13 protein-coding genes and 1 CRISPR repeat array are annotated in these 21,661 nt (G+C 38.1%); of the genes, 12 read left to right on the top strand and 1 reads right to left on the bottom strand.

Annotated elements, in window-relative coordinates; all coding sequences use genetic code 11:
• Positions 1 to 12: 12 nt before the first annotated feature.
• Complete coding sequence (locus JM64_RS00895; protein ID WP_064011108.1) at positions 13 to 1,212, top strand: pyridoxal phosphate-dependent aminotransferase; 1,200 nt, start codon at positions 13 to 15, stop codon at positions 1,210 to 1,212.
• Positions 1,213 to 1,298: 86 nt separating this feature from the next.
• On the opposite strand, the gene JM64_RS00890 is transcribed toward JM64_RS00895, so the two are convergent.
• Entirely contained in the window at positions 1,299 to 1,568 is a 270-nt protein-coding gene (locus JM64_RS00890; RefSeq protein WP_064011107.1) for a hypothetical protein, read from the bottom strand.
• A gap of 47 nt (positions 1,569 to 1,615) precedes the next feature.
• Between JM64_RS00890 and JM64_RS00885 the strand changes: the two genes are divergently transcribed.
• The 11 genes from JM64_RS00885 to cas6 all read left to right on the top strand — a co-directional run bounded on the left by JM64_RS00885 (position 1,616) and on the right by cas6 (position 21,642).
• On the top strand, positions 1,616 to 2,377 hold the full coding sequence (locus JM64_RS00885; RefSeq protein WP_156487868.1) for a glycosyl hydrolase 108 family protein: 762 nt from the start codon (positions 1,616 to 1,618) through the stop codon (positions 2,375 to 2,377).
• Positions 2,378 to 2,530: 153 nt separating this feature from the next.
• Positions 2,531 to 4,324, top strand: a complete 1,794-nt coding sequence (gene dnaK / locus JM64_RS00880) for a molecular chaperone DnaK (RefSeq protein ID WP_064011105.1) — start codon at positions 2,531 to 2,533, stop codon at positions 4,322 to 4,324.
• Between the two features lie 177 nt (positions 4,325 to 4,501).
• A CRISPR array of direct repeats spans positions 4,502 to 11,044; the repeat unit is 30 nt; unit sequence GTTTCCATCCCTCATAGTCACTTCTAAAAC.
• A gap of 713 nt (positions 11,045 to 11,757) precedes the next feature.
• The gene (locus JM64_RS00875) at positions 11,758 to 13,254 is read left to right on the top strand and encodes an SAVED domain-containing protein (protein ID WP_064011104.1); all 1,497 of its coding nucleotides are present in this window, start codon (positions 11,758 to 11,760) and stop codon (positions 13,252 to 13,254) included.
• 88 nt (positions 13,255 to 13,342) lie between these two features.
• Positions 13,343 to 14,332, top strand: a complete 990-nt coding sequence (cas1b, locus tag JM64_RS00870) for a type I-B CRISPR-associated endonuclease Cas1b (protein ID WP_014452058.1) — start codon at positions 13,343 to 13,345, stop codon at positions 14,330 to 14,332.
• Positions 14,333 to 14,346: 14 nt separating this feature from the next.
• A complete protein-coding gene (gene cas10 / locus JM64_RS00865; protein WP_064011103.1) occupies positions 14,347 to 16,827 on the top strand; it encodes a type III-A CRISPR-associated protein Cas10/Csm1 in 2,481 nt (826 codons plus the stop codon).
• A gap of 29 nt (positions 16,828 to 16,856) precedes the next feature.
• Positions 16,857 to 17,327: a type III-A CRISPR-associated protein Csm2 gene (gene csm2 / locus JM64_RS00860; protein WP_014452056.1), complete on the top strand. Its 471-nt coding sequence runs from the start codon at positions 16,857 to 16,859 to the stop codon at positions 17,325 to 17,327.
• Between the two features lie 14 nt (positions 17,328 to 17,341).
• Complete coding sequence (gene csm3 / locus JM64_RS00855) at positions 17,342 to 18,067, top strand: type III-A CRISPR-associated RAMP protein Csm3 (protein ID WP_014452055.1); 726 nt, start codon at positions 17,342 to 17,344, stop codon at positions 18,065 to 18,067.
• A gap of 64 nt (positions 18,068 to 18,131) precedes the next feature.
• Complete coding sequence (csm4, locus tag JM64_RS00850) at positions 18,132 to 19,112, top strand: type III-A CRISPR-associated RAMP protein Csm4 (protein ID WP_014452054.1); 981 nt, start codon at positions 18,132 to 18,134, stop codon at positions 19,110 to 19,112.
• Positions 19,109 to 20,254, top strand: coding sequence for a type III-A CRISPR-associated RAMP protein Csm5 (csm5, locus tag JM64_RS00845; RefSeq protein ID WP_014452053.1), 1,146 nt, complete (start codon positions 19,109 to 19,111; stop codon positions 20,252 to 20,254). Before csm4 ends, csm5 begins: the two co-directional genes overlap by 4 nt.
• Before the next feature lie 49 nt (positions 20,255 to 20,303).
• Positions 20,304 to 20,918: a hypothetical protein gene (locus tag JM64_RS00840; protein WP_064011102.1), complete on the top strand. Its 615-nt coding sequence runs from the start codon at positions 20,304 to 20,306 to the stop codon at positions 20,916 to 20,918.
• Positions 20,908 to 21,642: a CRISPR-associated endoribonuclease Cas6 gene (gene cas6, locus JM64_RS00835; RefSeq protein ID WP_231882481.1), complete on the top strand. Its 735-nt coding sequence runs from the start codon at positions 20,908 to 20,910 to the stop codon at positions 21,640 to 21,642. The genes JM64_RS00840 and cas6 overlap by 11 nt, the downstream gene beginning before the upstream one ends.
• The last annotated feature ends 19 nt before the right edge of the window (positions 21,643 to 21,661 follow it).

Genomic DNA, 21,661 nt, shown 5'->3' with positions numbered 1-21,661 from the left:
GAGGAATTGTACATGGTTTCAAAAATATCCAAAAGAGCACTTGAAACCCCGGCAAGTCCCATAAGAAGATTAGTTCCCTATGCTGACGAGGCAAAAAAGAGGGGAATACAGATTTATTACCTTAACATAGGTCAGCCAGATATCAAGACACCAAAGGTCTGGTACGAGTATATAGAAAAATACAAACCAGAAGTTGTTGCTTATACACACTCCCAAGGTCTTTTGGAACTAAGGGAAGCATTTTCTAAATACTACGAACGACACAACATACACGTAACAGCTGACGAGATTATGGTAACCAATGGCGGTAGTGAAGCCATAATGTTTGCACTTGGCGTTGTTTGTGACCCTGGCGATGAGGTTGTAACCATCGAACCATTCTATGCAAACTACCTTGGATTTGCTTCATACCTGAACGTAAAACTCGTTCCAGTTACAGCTCATCCTGAAGATGGCTACAGACTGCCACCAATGAGCGAATTTGAAAAAGTCGTCAGTCCAAAAACGAAAGCGATACTCTTTTCTAACCCATCAAACCCAACAGGAACTGTCTACACCTACGAAGAAATGAAAACAATCGTAGAATTTGCCAAAAAGCACGATCTTGTGATAATCTCTGATGAAGTCTACAGAGAATTCACATTCGATGGTAGAAAACACATCTCTATATTCCACTTCGAAGGTATCGAACAACAAGTCATCATGGTCGATAGCATCTCAAAACGCTACAGCGCATGCGGTGCAAGAATAGGCACATTCGTTACAAAGAACAAAGAATTCTACAAAAACGCACTCAAATTTGCACAAGCAAGACTTTGTCCTGCTGAAACAACACAATTTGGAGCAATTGGGCTACTCACACTTGGAGAAGACTACACAAACTCCGTGCGTGATGAATACCAAAAAAGAAGAGATGCAACCTACGAAGCTCTCAAAGAAATACCTGGTGTTGTAGTCCACAAACCGGAAGGCGCATTCTACCTATCAGCCAAACTTCCTGTTGAAAATGCGGAAGATTTCATCATCTGGATGCTCAAAGAATTCAACGTTGATGGCAAAACAACGATGGTCTCCCCACTGAGTGGATTCTATGCAACACCTGGCGCCGGAATGAGTGAAATTCGAATAGCATACGTTCTTGAAGCTGACAAACTCGCCGATGCGGTTAAAATACTTGGTGAAGGAATAAAAGTGTATAACTCAAGAAAATAAATAAGATTGATAGTAAAAAACAAAAAAAGCGGCAGCCATCTTGGACTGCCGCTTTCGTATTTTTTTTTAGAAGAAGAATCCAAACGTTAGCATCTTTGTTCCATCTGTTGGAATTTAACACTTTTGTTTGAGGCAACATAAAACGGAAGACCTATCAAACCATCTTTGGTATATACTAAGTGAGCATTTGTGAGATGCCCGTGTCTAGATATTTGGACAGCAACTTCTTTTGCTGTGCTAGGTGACGTTTCTGTGACGCATGATAGCACGATGAAAACCAAAGCTAAGACGACCGCAATCTTTGTTGCTTCGTTCAAATTGGAAAATATAGGTTGAAAATCATTTGATAGGACCATATGATATAATTCACTTTGTAAGTTTTGAAAAAAACGGAGGCGGAAAGTTGCTCAACCTAAAAAAGCTTGAGAATATCCTTTTTTATTTCATAATTATTGGAAGTTCCTTAATAATCTTTTCAATTTTAGGTATGTTTTTAAACAGCAAAACGCCGCAGGCTCAAGTGCAAAATGTCCAGGTAGACATACGTGAGCCTTACTTTGCATCGCTTGAACATAATACAGAGTCAACAGGTTTTGTCGAAGAAGCTTACACTGAGCTTGAGACGGACACACAACTAGACACAGTAACACTAACTGAGAGGTACAATCAAATGAAAGAAGAATTAAAAAGCCTAAGGCAGGCATTAGCAAGAGACAGAACTGTTGAATACGTTATTTACAGCGTCGTTGACTACGAAGGAGAAGCATTAACTTTTGATGAAACAGGAGGATTCACAAGATATGGGATATCTTCTAAGTACAACCCTGATATCGATGTTTTCCGTATTACGAGGCAAGACGCATTCAATATCTTATACATTCGCTATTACCTTCCCAACGGTCTTTACAAATATCAAAGTGTAAGACTGCAAGTGGCTTTGATGCACATGTGTGTGCTATTCGGTAACAAAGCCTTCTCAATAGCCTACTCTGTGGCTCCAAAGGAAAAGCTCATCACATTACGTGATTCTGACCCAGATTTTCCCAAAATTATCGAAAAACTAAGACTCACCTTTAGAGACCATGCCAAACGCATTGGTATCAAAAATCCCAAGTACTTAAACGGTTGGCTAAATAGGATAGACAAAGTATTCTACATAGGATAAATCCTAACACCATGTCGCATTTGCATTTCGGTTAGTACTGTCATCGCAAAATTTTTTAAAAATTTTAATTATCACTCTTGACAAATGAGTGCTAATTTGATAGAATATATTCGGCAAACAAAAAAAACAAAAATCTTACGGAGGTGGATATATATGGCGAAAAAAGAGTTTGTTGTTGGAATTGACCTTGGTACGACCAACTCAGTTATCGCTTGGATGAAACCGGATGGAACAATCGAGGTCATTCCAAACGCAGAGGGAAGTCGTACAACACCGTCTATAGTCTCGTTTACGAAAACCGGAGAAATCATTGTTGGTGAACCAGCAAAACGTCAGCTTATTTTGAACTCAGAAAGGACCATAAAATCCATTAAAAGAAAAATGGGAACGGACTACAAGGTGAGGATCGATGACAAGGAGTACACCCCTCAAGAAATCAGTGCGCTCATACTCAAGAAACTCAAAAAAGATGCAGAAGAATATCTCGGTGGTGAAATTAAAAAGGCAGTTATTACTTGTCCAGCTTACTTCAACGACGCTCAACGACAAGCTACAAAAGAGGCTGGTATCATAGCTGGACTTGAGGTGCTCAGGATAATTAACGAGCCAACAGCTGCTGCATTGGCTTACGGCCTTGACAAAATGGAAGGCGAAAGAAAAGTCCTTGTCTACGACCTTGGTGGTGGAACATTTGACGTCTCCATACTTGAGATAGGTGGAGGAGTCATTCAAGTTATCGCGACAAGTGGTAACAACCATCTTGGTGGTGACGACTTCGACCAAAGAATAATGGACTACATTATCGACGAATTCAAAAAACAACATGGCGTAGACCTAAGAAACGACAAACAAGCACTCCAAAGAATCAGAGATGCTGCAGAAAAAGCAAAGATAGAATTGTCTACAAAACTTGAGACGGACATAAGCTTGCCATATATAACAGCTACAGCTGAAGGTCCACTGCACTTAGAAATGAAACTTACAAGAGCGATGTTCGAATCACTCACAAGAGACCTTGTTGAAAAAACAAGAGAACCAATTGAAAGAGCACTAAACGATGCAAAACTCTCACCGCAGGACATCGATGAAATCATTCTTGTTGGTGGTATGACAAGAGTTCCGATGGTGCAGAGGTTCATCAAGGAAATTTTCGGAAAAGAACCGAACAAGAGTGTGAACCCAGACGAGGCTGTTGCAATCGGTGCGGCAATCCAAGCGGCAATTTTGGCAGGAACTGAAGGTGCAAAAGACAAAGACGTAGTACTTGTAGACGTTACACCACTCACACTCGGTGTTGAAGTCAAGGGTGGATTGATGGAACCAATAATTCCAAGGAACACAACGATTCCCGTTAGAAAGAGCAAAATATTCACAACAGCTGAAGATGGTCAAACAAGTGTTGAAGTAAGAGTCTATCAAGGTGAACGTGCAATGGCAAAAGATAACATATTCCTTGGTAGCTTCCAGCTTGTAGGTATTCCACCGGCACCAAGAGGAGTGCCTCAAATCGAAGTTACGTTCGACATCGACGCTGACGGTATAGTTCACGTCTCAGCAAAAGACCTTGGCACAGGAAAAGAACAATCCATGGTTGTCACAGGTAGACATCAACTGAGCAGCGAAGATATCGAAAGAATGATTAGAGAAGCGCAAATGTATGAAGAACAAGACAGAAGAAAACGCGAAGAGGTCGAACTAAAGAACAAAGCAGATGACTTGGCATATCACATCGAAAAAATACTCAAAGAAAACGGCGACAAGATACCGGCAGATACAAAGAACAGGTTAGAGGAAATCATTAGGGACTTGAGAGATGCAATCAACAGAGACGACATCGCAAAAGTCAAGATACTATTCGACGACTTGCAAAGAGAAAGCATGAAAATAGGCGAATACCTCTACAAACAACAAGCTCAAGGTGGAACAAACACAAGCGAGCAGATGTAATAAACAATAAAAACAAACCCCAGTGGGCAAAAGCTCACTGGGGTTTTTTATTTAATACTGTACATTCAAGTTCAAGAACAAAAAAAATTGCACCTCTGCATTTGCAGAGGTCTTTTTTGTTTCTATTTATTCCTTCTGCTGAAATAACGTTTAAGCATACGAGCGCTTCAGTTGATTGTCTCTACTCCTCATAGTCACTTCTAAAACTTCGATCAAACAGGGCAAGTTCCAGACGGAATAATGTTTCCATCCCTCATAGTCAATTCTAAAACCAAAAAATAAATCCAACAGTCAGAGCAAACGCTGAAGCGAAGTTTCCATCCCTCATAGTCACTTCTAAAACGTTAAATTCAAACCGAAAAATGTAGCGGAACTGTTTGAAGTGTTTCCATCCCTCATAGTCACTTCTAAAACTATTAGTATCGAAAGGGAACATTTGAGAATCATAACAAGTTTCCATCCCTCATAGTCACTTCTAAAACAAGTTAAAAAGATTTTTGATATTAGCACAAGGATCGGGCATAAGTTTCCATCCCTCATAGTCACTTCTAAAACTCATTGATGATGAGTAAAAAAAAGAAAGAAGGGGTTTTTGTTTCCATCCCTCATAGTCACTTCTAAAACTGTTAGTTATGTAACAAGTGTTGCTGGTATAAGCTTCGGGGTTTCCATCCCTCATAGTCACTTCTAAAACGGCACTTATGTTTAAAGTAGTTGATGCTTTCCATCCGAGATTTCAGTTTCCATCCCTCATAGTCACTTCTAAAACTATTCTTTTCCTTGATGAAATTAATCGCGCCCCGATTTAGTTTCCATCCCTCATAGTCACTTCTAAAACTTATCTGAACGAAGAAATAATTCAACAGGCGGTTGCATTGTGTTTCCATCCCTCATAGTCACTTCTAAAACTCGTTAAGGACGAATGATAATAAAAACGCCCTCCGCTTTTCGTTTCCATCCCTCATAGTCACTTCTAAAACTATTTTGCTTGCCATATTACAAAACGCATGGGAGGGATTAGGTTTCCATCCCTCATAGTCACTTCTAAAACAGGGTAATTGCATTTGGTGATTTCAAGGCAGGGTAGTTTCCATCCCTCATAGTCACTTCTAAAACGAAATGATGGGTAAGGGTGTTGATAAATGGCGAGTGTGTTTCCATCCCTCATAGTCACTTCTAAAACACTAAAACCGATTGCAAAAGAAAATTTATATACGAAGGTTTCCATCCCTCATAGTCACTTCTAAAACGTATAAGTATTGGTTGAAAACAGTCAAGGCTCAAGATGGTTTCCATCCCTCATAGTCACTTCTAAAACAGATTGGCGAAGTCTTCTATTATCACGGTGATTTTCGTTTCCATCCCTCATAGTCACTTCTAAAACTTATACAGTGGAATAACGGATTGAACAAGAATTACCGTTTCCATCCCTCATAGTCACTTCTAAAACAGTATGGATATAACACAATTTATTAAAAGCGGTGAGGGCGTTTCCATCCCTCATAGTCACTTCTAAAACGAAAATCGCCTCAGTTAGAGTAGGGGCTGAGGCGAGAGTTTCCATCCCTCATAGTCACTTCTAAAACTATGGTAAAGGTATTAAAACAAAAAACAAGCTTTAGTTTCCATCCCTCATAGTCACTTCTAAAACCGGAGAGCACAAACTAATAGTCGTCCTCCCAGTTGGTTTCCATCCCTCATAGTCACTTCTAAAACACATGATTTCGGAGATACAAGATCTGACTACTCAAGAGCGAGTTTCCATCCCTCATAGTCACTTCTAAAACAACTTGAAGTAGTAGCCGCAAAACAAAAAGAAATTGCAAACGGTTTCCATCCCTCATAGTCACTTCTAAAACGAACTAATCAAAGCCGGTGAAGTCGCACCGAACGTAAAGAGGTTTCCATCCCTCATAGTCACTTCTAAAACGAAGGATGTGCCTACCAAGGCACAACCAACCAACGAAATTTTGTTTCCATCCCTCATAGTCACTTCTAAAACAACCTTTTGGAATTGCTCAAGCACGGTGAGGGTGAACTTGGGTTTCCATCCCTCATAGTCACTTCTAAAACGGATTAAAGGCTTAACACAAAGTAACTCGCAGTACACATGTTTCCATCCCTCATAGTCACTTCTAAAACCCAACCAGAAACGGTTTAAAAATGTTTATTTCAGTTTGAACAAGTTTCCATCCCTCATAGTCACTTCTAAAACTTCGCTTCCAGTATAACATATATCACTCGTTTTTTCATTGTTTCCATCCCTCATAGTCACTTCTAAAACTGGTACCTACCAAGGTACCACCAACATTAAGAAATTTAGGTTTCCATCCCTCATAGTCACTTCTAAAACTTGTAGAGAAAGTTATTAATTTGAATGGTTGTTCCTACCAGGGTTTCCATCCCTCATAGTCACTTCTAAAACATACGACGAAAAGGAGGTGGAAAAAATAATTCAATTTCTTGAGGTTTCCATCCCTCATAGTCACTTCTAAAACGGCGACCGGGTGGCAGGGTGGTATGAGTACCACCTGCTGTTTCCATCCCTCATAGTCACTTCTAAAACGTCAAAATTTTCGCAGAAACCAATGACGAATTATTACAATTATTCGGTTTCCATCCCTCATAGTCACTTCTAAAACTGTATTTTTCCCTGAAAAGGGCAAAATTCATCAAGCCCAGCAAGTTTCCATCCCTCATAGTCACTTCTAAAACTCTAAAACGAGGAGGTATTAGGTATGAGGATTGATAAGGTATGGTTTCCATCCCTCATAGTCACTTCTAAAACCTCTCATTACTGAAAGAGAAAAAATAGAGGAGGTGATAAGTTTCCATCCCTCATAGTCACTTCTAAAACTGAAGTGAGCCTGCCCGAAAATGAGTTAGTAACGATAGAGTTTCCATCCCTCATAGTCACTTCTAAAACCGAAAGGGAGGAGGTGGAAAAAATAATCAAAATCCTCGAGTTTCCATCCCTCATAGTCACTTCTAAAACGAATATGGTAGATAAAAAAGTTGTTGTACTTAATGGGTTTCCATCCCTCATAGTCACTTCTAAAACCTATTTGACTTATTGGAAGCACTACGGAATGGCGATGGGTTTCCATCCCTCATAGTCACTTCTAAAACAGGAGGTTGATAAAATAATAAAAGCCTCCAGGACGGCCGAAGGTTTCCATCCCTCATAGTCACTTCTAAAACACACTTATTTTAGTTTGAAGGGAAGAAAATTCATAAAGCCCAGTTTCCATCCCTCATAGTCACTTCTAAAACTGTACTCTATCTTGACTGGGAAAGTGATGCACACACACTTAGCGCGTTTCCATCCCTCATAGTCACTTCTAAAACAAGGAACAACCAATCAACGGAAGTTGAAAAAAGTTATTTTCGTTTCCATCCCTCATAGTCACTTCTAAAACGAATATGGGAAACATGGGTATGGGTAATGTTATTAAAGTTTCCATCCCTCATAGTCACTTCTAAAACGGTGAACCTCCCACGCGGCGGCAGGCGTGGGGGGAGAATATGTTTCCATCCCTCATAGTCACTTCTAAAACAAAACTAACGGTGGACCTTGTAAAGTTAGACCCGCAGGGAATGGTTTCCATCCCTCATAGTCACTTCTAAAACAGGATTGACAAAGTTTGGGTCATTGAGAGAGTTGAGTTAGTGTTTCCATCCCTCATAGTCACTTCTAAAACTGGAAAAAAGTATGGGTAACGCTGTTATACTCAACGGGTTTCCATCCCTCATAGTCACTTCTAAAACGGATTACGCCAACGACTTGGTGGAGCTAATTAAAAACGGTGGTTTCCATCCCTCATAGTCACTTCTAAAACGGCGGCAGGCGTGGGGGGAGAATATGGAAAATATGGAAAAGTTTCCATCCCTCATAGTCACTTCTAAAACCAAAAAGGTTCCACCAGCCGAGTTAGTAATAGAACTAGTGCGTTTCCATCCCTCATAGTCACTTCTAAAACGAAGACATGGCAAAAGCTTTGCCAGCGTTTGAGGGAGGTTTCCATCCCTCATAGTCACTTCTAAAACCGGTGGTGTCTACCAAGGCACCACCAATCAAAAGAAATTTCGGTTTCCATCCCTCATAGTCACTTCTAAAACGACAACATTTTCGAAGCGGAGGAGTGGTTAAACACGGAGTACAGTTTCCATCCCTCATAGTCACTTCTAAAACAACTAAGGTTCTCCTTTGCCTATTGGAGCAAAGGGGAACCGACGGTTTCCATCCCTCATAGTCACTTCTAAAACGAGGGGTTTGGTATGAGATTGATTATTGCGAGTGCTTTTTCAGGTTTCCATCCCTCATAGTCACTTCTAAAACTAGAGGTATGGTGAATACGGACGTTAAAACGGTTGTACTTAAGTTTCCATCCCTCATAGTCACTTCTAAAACTTTTATGAAGAGGCTGTATTTGGAAGTGACGGTTCTTGGTTTCCATCCCTCATAGTCACTTCTAAAACGTATTAATTCGGGTAAAGGAAATGGAAATTAAAGGTCTAAGTTTCCATCCCTCATAGTCACTTCTAAAACTGTAACAATCTCTCAATCTCCTCGGCCATTTCGGCCAGTTTCCATCCCTCATAGTCACTTCTAAAACTTGTACGCTTCTGATGGAGAAAACATCGTGGAAGTTCCACGATGTTTCCATCCCTCATAGTCACTTCTAAAACGGATAATAGAGCTTGCAAAAAAAACATATACGGAAAATGGTTTCCATCCCTCATAGTCACTTCTAAAACTTACCATCGAATTGGTAAGGGTAGTCGACGACCAGGCGTTTCCATCCCTCATAGTCACTTCTAAAACTATTCTTACGCCTGAATTCTCAATTATTTTCTTTGGTTTCCATCCCTCATAGTCACTTCTAAAACGCAGGCTTGAGATAAGCTTGCCTGAGAATGAATTAGTAACATGTTTCCATCCCTCATAGTCACTTCTAAAACTATTATCGAAACAATTAAACTAACGGAATCAGGAATAATGTTTCCATCCCTCATAGTCACTTCTAAAACCCTTGTAACAAAAACTTATAGTGAAGATGTAGTAAAAGTTTCCATCCCTCATAGTCACTTCTAAAACGGATATGGAAGAAAAGAAGATTCTCACGGTAACCGGTTGTTCGTTTCCATCCCTCATAGTCACTTCTAAAACTTAATAAAACTCCTCGAGACAAACAACGGGAAAATTATCGGGTTTCCATCCCTCATAGTCACTTCTAAAACGACGACCAGGCGGTAGAAAATGTAAGAAAAGTAATAAGTTTCCATCCCTCATAGTCACTTCTAAAACCGATGGTTGTTCCTATCAGGGAACAACCAATGTGCGGAAGTGTTTCCATCCCTCATAGTCACTTCTAAAACACACGTATTTTAGTCTAAACAAACGAAAATTCATAAGGCCCAGTTTCCATCCCTCATAGTCACTTCTAAAACTTATAAGCGCTACTATTAAACTTGGTCTGGAGAACTTTTCAGTTTCCATCCCTCATAGTCACTTCTAAAACACGAACATAAGAAGCTTCAGGGAGGTTTTTTTCTCCCTGAAAAGGGTTTCCATCCCTCATAGTCACTTCTAAAACTTTAAAATATATATACCACCATACCACCCACCCCTTCGGTTTCCATCCCTCATAGTCACTTCTAAAACCGGGTATCAGGGTGGTTTGAATACACCCTGATGCCCGGGAAAGTTTCCATCCCTCATAGTCACTTCTAAAACACCCAAGTATGCGATTCCGAAACAGAATAGTTTGTTGGTTTCCATCCCTCATAGTCACTTCTAAAACTTGACAAAGTTTGGGTCATTGAGAAAATTGAATTAGTGGATTAGTTTCCATCCCTCATAGTCACTTCTAAAACCTGGATGCCATACCGGGCTATCATACATTGCCCGGTATGGGCGGTTTCCATCCCTCATAGTCACTTCTAAAACTGTTTGTGTTATGGCGAATACAAGATAATAGTCGTCCTCCCGTTTCCATCCCTCATAGTCACTTCTAAAACTGGATTATGCAAACGACTTGGTGGAACAAATCAGTTTCCATCCCTCATAGTCACTTCTAAAACAAATTGAAGTGCTGAAAAAAGTAAAAATAGGAGGAGATAGACGTTTCCATCCCTCATAGTCACTTCTAAAACTATTTTTCGGTAAGGAAACAAAAGTTTATAAAGCCGTTTCCATCCCTCATAGTCACTTCTAAAACGTTAAACACGGAATTCAGACATTTTAGAAAAGATGTTTTGGTTTCCATCCCTCATAGTCACTTCTAAAACAAAGACTTTATCTAGAAACACGTGTACTAGTGAATGGTAAAGAAAGTTTCCATCCCTCATAGTCACTTCTAAAACATAGCCGTACACGTGAACGCTCCGTGTACGGCTATTTTTTGTTTCCATCCCTCATAGTCACTTCTAAAACTAAGGACATTATTAGAGTTTGTTGAAAAAAACAAGGGGGAGGTGTTTCCATCCCTCATAGTCACTTCTAAAACAAAAATAAAAAAATAAAAAAAGGAGGTGGACTCCCCCACGGTTTCCATCCCTCATAGTCACTTCTAAAACAAGAATTATAGCAGTCATCACAAATAGCCGTACACGTGAGTTTCCATCCCTCATAGTCACTTCTAAAACAGGGATGGAAACTTCGTCGACCCCTGATACTTACCTCCGTTAGTTTCCATCCCTCATAGTCACTTCTAAAACTCGTAAGACCCTCATAGATATTATACCATTATTTTTGTTAAATTTGACAGTTACATTTGTAAAAATTAAAAAGCTCGTATTTATGCCTATTTAGGTTGAACATAGATGGAAACTATCCCCCGAAAAATCTGTGATTTTTTGTGAGTTTACATAATCGTTACAAAGGGCAGAAAATGCGGCATGTATTTATGAGGATTTTGAAAAAATATTAATAAAATATGAAGTAAAAACGGGAAAAGAGGGTTTAAAAAGATTGCAGAAAGATTGTTTTGGAGTTAATAAAATTTTATTATTTGATGTATAATGGCTAAAAAAGCTGGTATGAAATAAAAAATCTGAATTAAGTGTTGGATAAGAAAAATTACAGATGAGAAGAAAAAATCAGGTAACAAATAGGTGATGTATAGATAAATAATGTATTAACAAAACGGAAGAAATGATAGCGACTTAAAGCTGGTATTCTATTTGAGAGGTGTGTGGACTATTTGTGGTGCGGAATGATTTAATTTCAAATTCAACATAAATTGTTATGATTTTCTTGATTAACAGCGATGTTATCTAGGAAGCTCTAAAATTCGTCTTTAAATTTCGCTTTTTTTGTTGGCGGGATATTTGGCAAATATGATATAATAAATATAAGGATTATCAAAATTACTTCAAACTATAGGTACACATTAAGAACTTTAATAAGTGCAAGTTGGGAGGATTCTGTCGTGGCGTATTCTAATCTCTTGAAAAACGATGTTTTAAAATATCTTGATTTTGTAAAAAGAGGTGAGATTAGTTTAGGAGAGATACCCGTAGACCTATCACGACTTGATAAGGATATACCCCAACGAAAGCTTATTGTTTACGAAATCTTCAAGTTCTTGCTTTCGCAAAATTATAAAGAGCATGCTATTAACCTTTTAATAACAGAATACGGCTCGTTAGGTCTTAAAAAAGAAGAGGCGTACTTGCTGGTTTGGTCCAAATTTGTAGAGGTAAAATTTCCTGTCGTCGAAGCTGATAAAGTGACTTTAGCAAGATGTCTTGTGTTCAAAGTTGATTTTTCGTTTAGCAATAATCCAGAAGTCAGTGATATTTTGGCAGTTCTCGAAAAGAAAATCAATGCCAAAATATCTGTGCTTTTCGACAGAGGTTTTGTAGGTGAATCTTTTGAATTGGCAGTTGCTGTAGGTCGTCTTGTAGACCACATACCAGAAAATTTGGCTTTTACTGGCCGAGTGGCAGAAGATGGAAAGATTTTAAAAGTCGAAAACTTTGACGAGAAATTAGCATACTGCAATAAAAACAACATTGGACTGATTTCCTACATTAATGTATCTTACATAAGAGAAATTATTGATTTTTTGAATGAGAAAGAGTTTCATATACCTATATTGCTAAGATTTTCATCAAAACCGCAAGACATTGAAAGCTTGTGGAAAAGGTTGAAAGAAAGAGTTTTAGCATTCTCAGGCAAAGACTGTGAGTCAAATTGTAACTTGTTTGAGAGAATATACCGAGCTCCACTTACTTATTCAGTTAACAGAGAACTTTCAGAAGATGAGTTTTATGAGCATATTGAAAAGTCTTATGGGATTATTAGAAATGTGATAGATAACTCAGGCATACCGCATATAGCAATTAATGGTCCTGCAGCGTTTGCTCTCGGACTTGGGATAGCTTTGGGTGCGAAGGACAAGCTCGTAGTTTATCATTATCAAGGTGATTACTTTCCTGTTCTTAATTTAACCACAGAACAAAATCTAAGGTTAATAAAAACTGTTACGAGGTCCAAGGAGATGTTGCAAGAACTTACATATGAAGTTTTGGAATATAGTACAAACAAACGAAAAGCTATATTAGCTATCGAATTGGCTTCACATAAATTGTTATCTTCTGTTAAAGAATATGCGAAAGAAAATATCTCAGATGGGTTTATCATCCATGTAATGCCAAAGAATATGGAAGCTTCAGGTAATATACCTCTTGGAGATTGGAAAAAAATTATTTCCGAGTTGTTTTCAATTACACAAATAGTACGCACCGACTTTTACTACGACGAACTCCATATATTTTTAAGTTGTCCTGTCCCGATTGCTTTTGGTTTTGGAATGGCTTTAGGAGATTTTGTACCAGGGAAGATTTACAATTACTTCAAGGGTGGAAAAACAAAAAAGGCAGGGTATGTTCCTGTGTTAGATATAAACGAGATTTTGAGATAGAAAGCTTATTTCCCTCCTGTCAGATTTTACTGGGTATCCCCGTTTTTTAATTGGACCGCTTCAGAAATCCTCTCCAGGGGGGATAAAGATGCAAACAGTTTACATTTTTAAAGATGCATATCTTAGAAAAAAGAGTTCTGCTTTGTACATAGAACCAAAATCTGAAACGGAAAAGCCAGTATACGTTCCTTTAAAAAATGTTTCATGTCTTATGGTTTTTTCGGAAGTTGAGCTTAATAAGAAAACGCTTGAACTATTTTCGAATTCTCAAGTGCCAGTGTTTTTCTACAATTACAACGGCGAATATGTTGGATGTTTTTATCCCGTCGAAACTAACAAAACTGGAGAAATGTTGATACTGCAATTCCAACACTATCAAGACTTGGAAAAGCGTATTGTTATAGCTCGTGAAATACTGCTTGGAGTAGCAGATAACATGATGTCTTTGATTAAACGTTATGTGGATAAATATTCACAGATTCAAGAGAATATATCAAAAATTGAGTCTTTGAAAAAAACGTATTATCGCCAAGAAACTATTGCTGCATTAATGGCAATAGAAGGAAACATAAGAAAGATTTACTACGAGGCGTTAGGAAAGATATTTGAGAGTAAGGGCTTCAAGTTTGAGGAACGAACTATGAGACCTCCAGCAGATGAAATCAATGCACTTATTAGCTTTGGCAATACGCTTTTGTATAACGTAGTTCTGTCAGAAATCTTTAAGACTTCCTTGGAACCATCTATCAGTTTTCTACACGAACCAAACAAAAGAAAGTTTTCTTTACAACTTGATATCTCTGAAATATTTAAACCCATTCTTGTTGACAGAGTTATTCTGAATATGGTTAACAAGTCAATGATAAAAAAGGAAGACTTCCGGCAAGTTGAAGGGGGTGTATATTTAAACGAAAACGGTAAAAAGAAGTTCATAAAGGAATTTGAGAACGGACTTGAGGAAACATTTGATTACGGCAATGGACAAAAAATGTCTTACAAAACGGCGATAAGATATGAATGCTACAAACTAATTAGACACTTACGAGAGGAAGAGGCTTACACTGCTTTCCGATGGTAAATGGGGGTGTATATATGCCTGTGAATGGACAAGGGAATAAGAAATGGAAAGATGTACTTTATTTAGCAAGTCTGTTTCACGATATAGGTAAATTCAGACAAAGAGGGAAGATGAGCGAAGAGTTGAGATCGGCAATTAAGAAAGAATATAACTACGAAATCAAGACTGCAAGCTCAGGGCTGGCCCACCAATTTGTTGGCGCCTACATATACAAGAATTCTAAGTTGCCATACCGCGAAGATGTTTCAACGATAATAAGCAAACACCATGATAATCTCCAGAATCTTGTAAGTGAATACGAAATTCTGGCAAAGATAGTCTCAATAGCCGACAGAATTTCTTCAAATGAACGTACCGACTACAGCGCTCCTGAAGATGAAAAAATAAAATACATGAAGTCGATTATTTCCAGAGTATCTTTAGCTAACCGACAAAAAGAAGATTACTACAGACCTCTCTCACGATTCTCATTAGCAGAGTCCGTAAAGCAGCCAGGAGAATTCACAGGAACTCCTGAAGAACACTACGAAAAACTTTGGAAAGAATTTGAACCTCTTCTAAAAGATAGTGATTTAGAGAATCTTTGGAAAGAAAATCCAGAAGGAGTTTACGAAAGGCTTTATTACTTACTCAAAGAATACACCTCAACAGTTCCGTCTGCATTTTACTACAGCGAACCAGATATATCACTCTTCTCACATGCCTCTTCAACTGCCGCAATCGCCGTTGCTTTGTACGCACAACTTGGGGATAAACTTTTCGAAAAGCAAAACGACCGATTTGTTTATGCTTCCAGTGAGCTTTCTCGAATTGAAGATTTAGTGAGGAGACTTCAGAACAATCAGAATGTTCCAGCAAGCGACGACCCAGAACTTTTCGGAGTCATCAAAGGCGATATCTCCGGTATACAAGACTTCATCTACAAAACATCAATCAAAAACGGGCTTAAAAAACTGCGTGCACGTTCGTTCTTCATAGCTTATCTTGCCGAAATTATAGCAAAGTACATTGTGAGAAAAGAAGGGCTTTACAATTCCAACATCCTTTATTGTGGTGGTGGACATTTCTATCTGCTCGTCCCGGCAAGCACTATTGATAGGCTTGGTGAATACCAGAACGAAATTGATAAAAAGATTTACAATGCGTTCGGTCTGGACCTCTCTGTCTTACTTGGTGGTATCAAAATCAACTTCTCTAGGCTTCTAAACTTCGATGTTCATGATGAATTAGCAAGATTATTAGAACAGAAGAAAAACAAAAAATTCGCAACGGTTGTCGATTTGGAGATGTTCTTGCCCGAAGATTTCTCAGGTCCAAGATGTCCATATTGTGGTAGAAGGATGGATCAGGTTGGCTCTGATGAATATGAATGTGAATTTTGCGAATCGTTTGTAGAAGTTGGATATAATTTGGCAAACAGTAAGTATCTCACTATCGAACCAATTCCAGAAATTACCCGAAAGCCAAGAGATGTTTTTGACGTTTTCAGAAGCTTTGGCTTTGAATTAAAATTTGACAATGAACCTAACAAGCTTGCTTACGCAATAGAAAAAAGCCATGAAGGAACATATGACCCAATGTCTGCGATGTATCCTATAAAAATGGCAAGCTATGTCTCAAGAAAATACATTGGAAAAGATGATAAACCAATTGTAGCCGACCTTGAAACGATAGCAGATGAATCAAAGGGAGTAAAACGATGGGCAATATTACGAGGTGACGTTGACAATCTTGGAAGCATATTCAAATCTTTATCGGGAACCTTTGGGCAAAATGTTAAGAGTGCTCCAATTTCATACGTTGCCACATTATCTTCTGAATTAGAAATGTTCTTCAGCGTGGTGTTAGAGAGGTTTGTTAGGGAAGAATACGAAAACTGTAATGTTATTTACTCTGGTGGCGACGACTTTATGATTTTAGGCCCTTGGAATGAACTCCCTCTGCTTGCTGACACTATACGCAAGAAATTTTTCGAGTTCTCAAAGAATGACGAACTTTCCATTTCAATGGCAATAGCTATAGCTCCAAGCAAGAAATATCCAGTATACAAACTTGGGACAATTGCAGGGGAATTACTTGATGAGAAGGCGAAATCTTACAAGCGCAATGGCAAAGAAAAAGCTGCATTGTATTTCTTAAGGGGGTGTATGGGCTGGGAAGAGTTTGATAAAGCCAAGGAGCTCAAAGACAAACTACAAGAACTCATTGAAAAATATGATGTTACCAAGAACTTATTACACGTATTAGACGTATTCGCAAACAGACCAAAAGAACGACTCAAAATCTGGAGATTGTATTACTACGTTGGAAGACTCATGGAACGAAAAGACGCAGAAACAAAAAAGGCTATTAAGGACTTTTTCGATTCAATACTTGTCAACTACAACCAGCTTTATCCAAAACTGGACATAGTTGTAAGATGGGTGCACGACGAAACAAGAAAAGTTGAACGCGAAGAGGAAGAACAAGAAGAGATTTCTTTGGCTAATCATTAATAAAAGCATTGAAAATTGGGGGTGTTAAGATGGTTAGTAGTTTTGTGCAGGGAAATGCTGGAGCAGGTACAAATGTCGCAGCTGAGTTTGAAAAAGTTAAAGAACTGATTGCTAATCTTCAAGAAGATTACAACACATTGCACGAAAAGGCAAGGAATATAGCTTCTAATATCCAGATTAATTCTACGAAACTTAGAAAATTCTACAACCATGTCAAAAAAATTGAAGTCTCGGGTTTAGAAGAAGCCGATGTTGAAAAGATTTTAAAAAGAGAACTGAACAAATTCTTGGCAGTTTTGCTATACGATGTTGGTAGGGAAGAACGAAATCAGGAACAGCTCAAAAAACTTGCTGAAGGAATGAAAAAAGTGGTTGATGTCGTCAAACAGAAAAATGGCGTGGAGATAAAAAAAGCGTATAATCTTTTCACGGACTTCTTTGAAGCACTTGTTGCTTATCACAGGTATTATGAAGCCATAAACAATTCTAAAAGCCGATAAAGGGGGAATAAAGCATGGAAGTAAAGGATTTCGTTGGTAAATACATTGTTACTGCTGATATTGAAGTTAAAACGGGTTTACACATTGGGACTAGCAAAGAAGATTTGGAAATAGGCGGTCTTGATAACCCAGTTATTAAGGATCCAAAGGGTAGACCATATATTCCTGGTAGCAGCTTGAAAGGAAAAATGAGGGTGCTTAGTGAATTCTACCACGGTAAAGTCAGTAAAGATGGAAATGTTCACAAATGTACGGATCCTAATTGCCCAGTCTGTGGATTATTTGGAACATCTGTTGACAACAAGTCCGATAACACATTCGCCAGAACAAGACTAATCGTTAGGGATGCATACTTAGATGAAAAAAGCCTTGAACCACTTTCTGATTTCCTTGAAACAAAATGGACGGAACTCAAATACGAAAACACAATAAACAGGGTAACTTCAAGAGCAAATCCAAGGCAACAAGAACGTGTACCAGCTGGAGCGATATTCAAAGCAGAATTCGTAGTTGATATTTACGATGGAGATGGGGATAAATTTCTGAAAAACTTATTGTTAGCTATGAAATTGCTCGAAGACGACTATCTTGGCGGTAGCGGTTCGAGAGGATATGGAAAGATTGAATTTAAAAACATAAAAGTTTTAAAGAGAGAAAGGGATTATTACCTTGGTAATAAAGAGGAGGAAAAAGTCGGAGAATATTCAACACTGAAAAAAGCGCTTGAAGAACTTAAATAAACTCTGGGTTTGAATTCAACCGTTGGCACATGTAAACGAACTTTTATCTAAGGAAGTGATACCTATGGACTATCGGGTTAAGATAAGATTTAAAGGTCCATTACACATAGGTTTTATCGACGGTGTAGGTGAAGTCTCTGAGGGGATGGTCCACGCAGATACCTTATTTAGCGCTTTAGTTTGCGCTTATTCAAAACTTTTTGGCTCTGAGAAAACTGCAGAGCTAATTGAGAATATCTCAGACAATACAGAAGAAACGGAACTACTCATCTCTTCAGCATTCTATTATGTAGGTGATAAATACTTTTTACCAAGACCGAAGGGTGAAAATTTTAACTTAGAAAAAATATCTCAGCCTAAAAAACTCAAGAAGATAAAATTTGTCGACGAAGAAATCGTTACCAAGAACATAGCTGTTGAAGAGAAAGATATTCATGGACAATTTCTTAGCAAAAGCGAAGTGCAATTCTCAAATGGTTTCGAAGGACCGGTTGAAATCTTCGAGCGTCCGAGGGCGGGTATAAACCGCATCAATTCGAAATCAAACCTTTATTACTTTTCAGAGGTACACTTTGCTCCGAACTGCGGTCTGTGGTTCTATCTAAGAGTTGGAAAGGAATTAAAGGAAGAAATACTTGCTTCTCTGAAATTGTTAGCTGACGAAGGTCTTGGCGGAGATAGAACCTATGGATTTGGAAATTTTGAATACAAAATAGAAGAAGTACAACTACCAGTGGTCGGAGACAAGTATTTGCTATTATCTCCTTACATTCCCTCAAAGAACGATTATACAAACGAATCCAAAGAAATTGCTAAGGAAATCTCTGATGCATACGAACTGAAATACAGAACAGGCTACATCTTTGGAACTGACCAAAAGGCGAAAAGGGTAGTTATGTTCACAGAAGGTTCTGTTTTTAAAAAGCCGGTAAGAGGCAAGATTTTAGACATAACTCCCGATGGATTTGAAAAAACGTATGGGTATAGGGTTTACAGATATGGTAAAGCTTTCTTACTCCCGTTCAAAGGGGGCAATAATGTATGAACAAAAATTCAACATTTTCAAAGCGAATGATAATTGAACCTATTTCTCCTGTCTTTATTGGTTCAGGAGAAAAAGTGGGAAAATTTGAAACTTTGGTGGATGGCGGTAAGACCTATATTCTCAACTTTGATAAGCTCATGGAAAATGATGAGTTTGTAGAGTCCTTTGTTGAAAAAATGGATGAAATATTAAACCCATCAACAAAAGATGGTGCTTTGAAAGAAATATTTGATAAATTAAAAATTAATATCGGGGATTACAGTCACACATCATTCCCGACAATAAAAGACAAAAATGGAAAACCAAAGACTCTTCAAATTAGCAGATTCGTCCACACCGCTGGTAGATTTTACATCCCTGGCAGTTCCATCAAAGGTGCAATAAGAACGGCGCTAATAAAGGCTAATGAAGCATTTGCAGAACCTTTTGAAAATGCACTAAATACACCTAACGTATCAAAATCAGAAGTTAATAAAATTGAAGACAATGTCTTTGGAAGTGCGCAACTATCACCATTCAAAGCACTGATAATCTCAGATAGCTCGTTTATTGACAAAAATTACATAAAATTCAAAAAAGTTGAAGTAATCCATTTGGAAAGACCCAAGCAAGGTATTCCACAGTTTTTTGAAGTATGGTTGCATGACCTGAGAAACACTGGTTCAAACAAAGTCGAAAGCAGGATAACTTTCAAAGCAGACGTATTGAGCAAACTACTACAGAACGGTGCAAGGAAGGAAGCTGTTGATTATTTAATGCAAGTGTTTGGAAGCGAAAAAAATTTCGTCGATACTATGAAAGAAGCAGCGCGAATATTAATAGAGATGGAAAAGCAAAAGATTAGTGCTTCTAACTATCAGCAGAAAAATGAGCTATTGAATTTCTATAACACACTCTCTAAAATCAACAAAGAAACAGAGAACGGATTCGTTCTAAGAATTGGTGGGCACAGTGGATTTTATTCAAAAACAGCTTACAGAGGATTTTTGAAACGTGATCAAGTAAAGGTTTTGAAAATTCTATTTGGCTACAAAAAAGTGAAGGAAAATAACTTTCCAGTAACCACGCGAATTGTGAGATTATCGGAGTCTCCAAAAGATATATTACCAGTTGGATGGATAAAAGTAAAACTTCTTGATTAGAAAACTAAAAAGTCTTCATACTCTGTCAAAGCAAAGTAGGTGAAGAATTTTGCTGGAAATTATTTTGAAATGGGACTTAAAATCTCCAACGTTAGTAACAGAAGAACTTATCCAACAAATATCCCAGTTGTTGGAAAGTGTTCCACATTCTGTTTCACATGTACTTGGAAAAAGAATATACGCAAGCGAATATGGTTATTACATTGTAAAGGACGCAACTCTAAAAGTGCGATTAGCGACAAATTCTGTAGGCTCCGCCTTGAAGAGGTTACTCAAAACCTCTTTAGGCGGTGCTTTTCCTTATTACTCCTCAGCTAAACTTTTTAAACCATTCGGCGAATGTTATATTCTTGCTAACGAAAATTTTGGAGAGCAACCCATTGAAAGCATTCAAAGAGCTATTGAAGAATACTACTTTGCTTTGGCACAGCACATTTACCAAGGCAAGAATATCAACTATGCTTTAATTCCCGTTGTGAAACCTTACAAAAGGAGCATCTACAAAGTTGAGCTGTTCGGTTCAGAAGAAATGATAGCCTTAGCCAATGTTGTTGGATTAAGAGTGGGCCACTTTGGTCTGTTTTTGTATGATAGCACGGATCTAAATTTAATTACTAAATTATCCCAAAAAATTGGAGGTAGTAAACTTGAGAGTGTACATTAACTTTACATTTGACAAGTTGGAACTTCCAACAGAATACAATCACATTTTGCAAGCATTTGTTCTGAACTTAATTGATGATGAAGAATACAGAAAATTCTTACATGACAAAGGATACACCTTTGGTAAGCGTTTGTATAAACTATTCTCGTTTTCCAGACTTCTTGGAAGATTTCAAATAGATAGTCAAACCAAAACAATAAAGTTCTTTGACCATGTTGTCCTTATCATATCGACGGCAGACGAAAGACTAATAGAATTCGTTGTCGACAGAGTTGGCAGATTCGAAAACCTTAGATTGGGTAGGAATTTTGTCGTGCCAGCAAAGATTGAGATATTTGAACTTCCAGAAACTGACCACATCGTAGTTTCAACAAAATCTCCAATTACGGTTTATTCGACAGTAGACAAAGATGGAAAGAAATACACACTTTATCACTCACCACACGATGAAATCTTTTCAAAACTGTTAGAGGAGAACCTCAAAAGAAAATTTCACGCGGCATTTGGTAAAGAATTTCAGGGACAACTGAGAATAAAAAACATTGCCCCAAATCCGAAGAGGGTGGTTGTGGGGTACAAAGAAAGGAAATTAGATGCTTGGATAACAGTGCTTGAGCTGGAAGGGGACTATGAAATCCTTAAATTAGCATACGATGCAGGGCTTGGTTCTAAAAATTCCGCAGGTTTTGGTTGTATAGAGCTTGTGGGTAGAGATATTATCTGACTTTTTCAGAAAAGAAGAT

Origin of the sequence: Fervidobacterium pennivorans (genome assembly GCF_001644665.1) — a bacterium.
Lineage (GTDB): Bacteria > Thermotogota > Thermotogae > Thermotogales > Fervidobacteriaceae > Fervidobacterium > Fervidobacterium ngatamarikiense.
The sequence above is the reverse complement of the archived record's forward strand: the minus strand, read 5'-3'. Positions and strand labels throughout refer to the sequence as shown.